Source organism: Phenylobacterium sp. (assembly GCF_036263695.1).
Lineage (GTDB): Bacteria > Pseudomonadota > Alphaproteobacteria > Caulobacterales > Caulobacteraceae > Phenylobacterium.
The window spans coordinates 1-5,747 of sequence record NZ_DATAGM010000385.1 but is presented as its reverse complement, the minus strand read 5'-3'; the positions used below and the strand labels follow the sequence as shown (position 1 = coordinate 5,747).

Sequence of the window (5,747 nt, the reverse complement as noted above, 5' to 3'; positions counted from 1 at the left end):
TTGGTCACCGGCACGGCGAAGGCTGGCAGCATTGAGGCCTCGATCCGGTCGGCGTGGGCCCCGAACTCGGCCAGCCGCAGGGCCGGCGTCGCGCCGAGGTAGGCCGCGGCCGCGCCGTCGGCGAGGTTGAGGTCCACCAGGCAGACGCTCCGCTCCTTGCGGCTGCGCTGCGAGAGGGCGTAGGCGACCTCGATGGCCACGGTTGTCGCGCCGGAGCCGCCGACGGCGCCGGTGATGGCCCAGCAGCGCGAGCTGGACGAGGGGGCGGACGCGCCAAGGGCGGACGCCGGGGCGGTCAGCAGACTGGCGACGGCCCGGGTCAGCTGCTCGGGCGAGAAGGGGGCTTCGAGCACGTCGGACCTTTCGAGTTTCAGCAGGGCGCGGACCAGGCCCGCAGAGAGGCGTGCCCCGATCAGCAGCGTCGGCGGCGGCGCGGGCATGGCGGCCAGGGCGTCGAGCGCCGGGACGAGGACTTCCGGCTCGAAAGAGTCGGCGTCGATCAGCACCAGGTCGGCGACCTCCGGCCCGAAAGTCCTCAGCCGCTCGACGCCGGCGGTCTCGAACACGGCGCCGTAGAGCGGCCCCTCGGCCATCGGGGCCAGGCCTGCGCCCACGGCCAGGATACGTCGGCCGGTCAAGCTCGGCATGCTCATGATGAGGTCCTCATATCTTCGGCCAGAACGGTGACTTCGGTGGCGGGCAGCGCGCTCAGGGCCGGCCAGAGGGTGTTGACGAACACCGCCCGCGACGCGACGCCGGACAGGCGCACGGTGATCAGCGGGCGCAGGGCGCCGGCCGTGCCGGCGATGTCGGTCCCGGAGTTCCGGTAGGTGACGGTCAGCTGCCCCGGTTGAAGACTGGTCATCGTATCGCACATGCCCATGGCGGCCTCGCTGACCGCCTCGCCGCATTGGGCGTCAGAGCCATAGAAGATACGGTTAAAGGCCGCGGTCGAATGACCGCCGCCCGAGCAACTGGCGAAGGTGCAGGCCCGCTCGTAGGCGCCGACCGGGTCGCCGATCTCCACCCCGGTCTCCAGGCCCGTCATGGTGGACAGTTCCGGGGCCACCGGGTTGTGCGTGGCCGCCAGCCGCGCGCCGAGCCGGACCGCCTGCGCCTGCTGGTTCCAGCCGAACAGGATGTGGCCGAAGTCGATCAGCGCCAGGGCGCCCAGGATCATGATGCCGCCGACCAGGCTGAACTCCACCGCGGTCGCGCCGCGGGTGTCGCCGGCCAGGGCCCGGAGCGGGCGGCGCGTCATCCGGTCCACCGCTCTTCGTGCCATTCGTGGATGCTGGCCGAGCCGACGCCCACCAGGTTCAGGAGGCCCAGGCCCTCGTAGTCCTTGGTGGTCTCCAGGCGCACGATGCGGATGCTCGCAGGGCCGGCATAGGTCCCCGTGCTGTTGGAGACGAACCGGTAGCTGACCACCAGGTCGTTGGCGGTCCAACCCTGCACGCGCGAGGTCCCGCCGGACGGGCGGCCGGTGACGGCGATGTTCTTGGCGGTGGATTCCATCGCCGAGGGCACGGGTGCGCGGGCCAGCATCCGGGCGCCGAGCGCCAGCCCGACCTTGATCCGGTGCCGCTCGAGCAGCATCCCGCCGATGTCGGCGCAGCCGAAGCCGAGCGCCAGGAAGATCGGCGCGAGCAGCGCCGCCTCGATGGCCGCGACCCCGCGCTGGTCGCCGATCATGCGCCGGATCGGCCGCCTCACCGGCGCACCTCGACCTGGTCGGTGGACCAGGGATCCACGCCCTTCTGGAGCATGCCGACTAGCTCGCCCCAGATGATGTCGTCCGAGCCGCTGCCCATGGGCTCCGTCAGGAACACCTTGGCGAAGCCGATGGCCGGCAGCGGCGGGTTCGAATTGCCGTTGAGGCCGTACTGCGCCTCCAGCGCCTGGCAGTTCAGCACCGCCACGGGGATGATCCGCCGGTCGGGGCCGGCGGGAATGGTCCCGCTGAAGCAACGCGGGCCGCCCTTCTCCTGGGTATTCGGCCCCGAGCCGGTGGGGTTGTACTCGCCAGGGATGCGGTTGTTGTCGATCTCCCAGCGGTAGACCTCGTAGCGGGTCGGCCGGGGCAGGGGGCTGACGGTGCCCGCCGCGTAGTTGAAGGTGTAGGTGATCCCGCTGATGGTCGCTGTCGCCGGCCTGCGGTGGTTCACCCGCATGTAGCTGACCACGTCCCAGTTCCCGTCGCCCATCCGCCCGCCCATGTTCGGGCAATTGCCCGAGGAGAAGCAGGCGTCGCGCGGCAGGCCCAGCGCCTTGCTGGTGTCGGCCTCCGGGCTGGCGTTGCAGGCGTTGTTTCCGGTGTAAGTGTAGCCCTTGGTGACGTTGCGGGCCGGCGCGTAGGCCGGGTCGTCCTTCTTGCCGCCGAAGCTGCCGTCGTACATGTCGAAGCGGGTGTTCAGCCCCTGCGACACCGAGGAGATCTGGCCGCTCCGAAGGATGACCCCCTCGGCGTCGTAGCAGGTGTCCGGGCTGACCTGGCCCATCATGTCGCGCAGCTCGTTGGCTCCGCGGCCGCCCGGCGGCTCGAGGAAGCCGAAGTTGCCGGGGCCATAGGCCGAACCGCCGCCCTTGCCGCGCAGCTGCACCAGCCGCCCGCGCACCGCCCGGTCCTCCAGCGCGACCTGCAGCGACTGGCCGCTGCCCTCGTAGGGATTGCAGATGAACAGCGGGGCGGCCCCGCACATGCCCGACTTGCGCCCGCCCACCGCTTGGGCGGTCAGCTGCGAGCGGACCAGCCCGCGCACCAGATTGGGCGGGAAGACCGTGGTGATCGCCGTCGGCGCCACGTTGACCTCGACGTAGCGGGCCTCCTTCGGGTCGGTGGTGACGTAGCCGGCGGTGATCGGCGTGTCGTCGCTGATCGGAAGGGCCTTGAGGAATCGCAGGCTGGCGATCTGCACCTGCCCGCCGCCCGCGTCCCCGAGCTGCTGCTCGTTGATCACCAGGTTGTTGATGGCCGCGGTCGAGCGGGTGATGGAGTCCGAGCGGCGGTCGAGCTCGATGGCGCCGGCGCGGGCCAGGGAGTCGGCCGCGGTCTGCAGGTCGGCGTCGAGGTTGTACATCCGCGCCACGTCCACCGAGAGCGCGCCGAAGCCCACCAGGACCGGGGCCGTCAGCCCCGCCCAAAGCGCCAGGCCGCCGCGCTCGTCGCGCAGGAGCCGCAGGAGACTCTTGGCGATGCCCATGGGCACGGCTCAGCGCTCGGTCTGGCCGACGGCGCCCAGCTGGGGCGCGTTCTTGGCCGTCGCGCCCATCAGGATCAGGTCAATGGCGCTCGGCTCGTCGAAGGCCCCGAGGGGGTTGGGCTGCTGCGGACCAAGGTCGGCGGCGGTGGCCAGGCGCGGGGTGACGATGATCACCAGCTCGGTCTCGTTGCGCCGCCAGCGGGTGGAGCGGAACAGGGCGCCCAGCACCGGCACATCGCCGAGGCCCGGGATCTCCCGCATCGAGTTCAGGTAGTCCTGCTGGAACAGGCCGGCGATGGCGAAGCTCTCGCCGCTGCGCAGCTCCACTGTGGTGGAGGCCCGGCGGACCGATAGGCTGGGCACGTCGAAACCGTTGGTGCGTAGGGAGTTGCGCGGATCGAGCGCGCTGACTTCCGGGGCCACCCTGAGCTTGACCAGGCCGTTGTCCTGCACGATCGGCTCGAAATCGAGGGTCACGCCGAACGGGCGGAATTCGATCGTCACCTGGTCCTCGCCGCTGGGGACGGGGAAGGGGAATTCGCCGCCGGCGAGGAAGCTGGCCTTTTCGCCCGACAGGGCCGCGAGGTTCGGCCGCGCCAGGGTGCGGACGACGCCTTTCTCCTCCAGCGCATTGATGGTCACGTCGAAGGCGGCGGTCCCCACCGTGCTGGACAGCCGCAGGATGCCCGCGGGGGTGCCGAGGTTTATCGGCCGGCCGACGACAGCGCCGCCCGACAGGAAGCCGAAGGTCGAGTTGTTGGCCGCCGCCAAATCGAAGCCGAGCTCGTTCAGCGCCGTGCGGCTGGCTTCCAGGATCCGGACCTCGAGGATCACCTGCTGGGAGGCGTCCACGGTCAGCGCCGACGTCACCGATTCCGGCGCGACCTTCTCGGCCAGGGCCTTGGCCTTCACCGCGGCGGAGGTGTTGGACACCTGGCCGGTGAGCAACAGGCCGTTGCCGAGGTTGCGCACGACCACCTTCTCGCCGGGCAGTGCGGCGGCCAGATCCTGCTCCAGGGCCTCGGAGTCGTAGCCGACGCGCACGTCGACGACTTCCATCAGCGAACCCCGACGGTTGTAGATCAGCAGGTTGGTGGCCCCGAGCTTCTTACCGCGGACGTAGAAGTTCTGGTCCGTGGTGGCGACGATCTGGGCCGTCTCGGGCTGGGCCACGACGATCTTCGAGGCCGGCGCGTCGAGGCGGAACGACAGCGACTTGTCCACCGGCACGTTGATCACCCGGCTGCGGGCGGACTCGGCGGGGAAGGCGTCGGCCAGGGCCGGCGGCGCGCTCGAGGTGAACGCCAGGGCGGCGGCGACGGTGAGGCTGAGGATACGCGACATGGGATTTCTTCCTGCTGGCCTTACGCGCCTTCGGGCGCGGGCTTGTCGCCTTCGATGATCAGGATCGGCGAGCTGCGCTGCGGGGCGGCGGCCTTGGCCGGCGCGCGGGCGCCGCCGCTGGCCGCCCGCGGCGGCGCCGGTGCGGGCGCCGGGCCGATGGAGACGACGTCATAGGTTTCGACCGGAGCCGTCGGCTCGATCTCGGCCGCACCGGAGCGGCGCAGGGCCAGCGACAGGCTGCCCAGGTCGCCGGCCATCGCCAGCTTCTGGGCGTCCTCCATGCTGACCTCGAGGGTCGCGGTCTTGGGCGAGGTGGTCTCGGTGGAGGTCTGGTCGGCGTTCAGGTCGACGCCGAGCATGCGCACGTTCTGCAGCACGACCTCGGTCACCAGGTAGCGGTTGTTGGAGTCGCCGGAGAGGTCGCGCATCAGCAGCACGTCCACCCGGTCTCCGGGCAGGGCGAGGCCGCCCACGCCGGAGACGTCGGTCACACGGATGGTGTAGGCGCGCATGCCGTCAGCGATCACCGCGGCCACGGAGGGACGGGCGCCGGCGCCGCTGAGCTTGGCCGGCAGCACCGCCTCCTTGGCGCCGATGGGCATCAGCACCACCGGCGGGCCGCCCTCGTCCTGCGAGAGGATCTGTTCGATGGAGGTGAAGGCGCCGGCCGGCGCGCTTTCCGGCGGATACTGCGCCAGCGCCAGGTGCTCGGGGCCGAGCTTCACCCCGTACGGGATCGGCTTGGCCGCGACCACCACCGGCACGGTCCGGATCGGGCGCACGACGCCGGCGGTCGCCTCCTCCTGAGGAAGCACCACCTTGGCGACGAAGAGCGCCGCGAGCCCAAGGGCCGCCGAAGCGCCCAAGCTAACGATGGTGACAAGTCGCATGACCTACTCGGATCGCCCCCAGTTCGAGAGCTCGACGCTAGGAGGTCCGGTCTTGCGATATGAGAAATCAACGTGGTGAAAGTCGGTTAATGTTTAGCCGCTTTTCCACCATTGTTCTGTTGTCTCCGGTCTATACGGGATATAGACGGCGGACAACTATTCGCCCCATTCGCGACGCATCTGTTTACGCCCGCCCTTAACCTGAATGCCCCCTGCAGGCGCTCTCGGTGGGGCGGCGGCCGCACGGTGCGCCGAAGTTCTGGGGGCTTGATCCGGCGCGGGGCCGGGCTATCTGTTTCGGCCAACAAGC

At 70.5% G+C, this 5,747-nt stretch carries 6 protein-coding genes; all 6 read right to left on the bottom strand.

All coding sequences use genetic code 11. The annotated features are described in order from the left end of the window. Positions 1 to 653: hypothetical protein (locus VHK87_RS15605; protein ID WP_329635813.1), on the bottom strand; the 653-nt coding region annotated here is incomplete at its 3' end. Next, positions 650 to 1,261 (bottom strand): TadE/TadG family type IV pilus assembly protein, encoded by a 612-nt coding sequence (locus tag VHK87_RS15600; RefSeq protein ID WP_329635812.1) that lies wholly within the window; start codon positions 1,259 to 1,261, stop codon positions 650 to 652. The genes VHK87_RS15600 and VHK87_RS15605, both read right to left, overlap by 4 nt. Further along, positions 1,258 to 1,716, bottom strand: coding sequence for a TadE/TadG family type IV pilus assembly protein (locus VHK87_RS15595; RefSeq protein WP_329635811.1), 459 nt, complete (start codon positions 1,714 to 1,716; stop codon positions 1,258 to 1,260). Before VHK87_RS15595 ends, VHK87_RS15600 begins: the two co-directional genes overlap by 4 nt. Next, positions 1,713 to 3,203 (bottom strand): Tad domain-containing protein, encoded by a 1,491-nt coding sequence (locus VHK87_RS15590; protein ID WP_329635810.1) that lies wholly within the window; start codon positions 3,201 to 3,203, stop codon positions 1,713 to 1,715. Before VHK87_RS15590 ends, VHK87_RS15595 begins: the two co-directional genes overlap by 4 nt. 9 nt (positions 3,204 to 3,212) lie before the next feature. Further along, complete coding sequence (locus VHK87_RS15585) at positions 3,213 to 4,547, bottom strand: type II and III secretion system protein family protein (RefSeq protein ID WP_329635809.1); 1,335 nt, start codon at positions 4,545 to 4,547, stop codon at positions 3,213 to 3,215. Positions 4,548 to 4,567: 20 nt separating this feature from the next. Continuing rightward, complete coding sequence (cpaB, locus tag VHK87_RS15580) at positions 4,568 to 5,437, bottom strand: Flp pilus assembly protein CpaB (RefSeq protein ID WP_329635808.1); 870 nt, start codon at positions 5,435 to 5,437, stop codon at positions 4,568 to 4,570. Positions 5,438 to 5,747 lie beyond the last annotated feature (310 nt).

Bases quoted from the DNA above. Each gene is read 5' to 3' on its own strand.
- VHK87_RS15585 (WP_329635809.1), bottom strand. From the start codon at position 4,547: ATGTCGCGTATCCTCAGCCTCACCGTCGCCGCCGCCCTGGCGTTCACC.
- VHK87_RS15600 (WP_329635812.1), bottom strand. From the start codon at position 1,261: ATGACGCGCCGCCCGCTCCGGGCCCTGGCCGGCGACACCCGCGGCGCG.
- VHK87_RS15590 (WP_329635810.1), bottom strand. From the start codon at position 3,203: ATGGGCATCGCCAAGAGTCTCCTGCGGCTCCTGCGCGACGAGCGCGGC.
- cpaB (WP_329635808.1), bottom strand. From the start codon at position 5,437: ATGCGACTTGTCACCATCGTTAGCTTGGGCGCTTCGGCGGCCCTTGGG.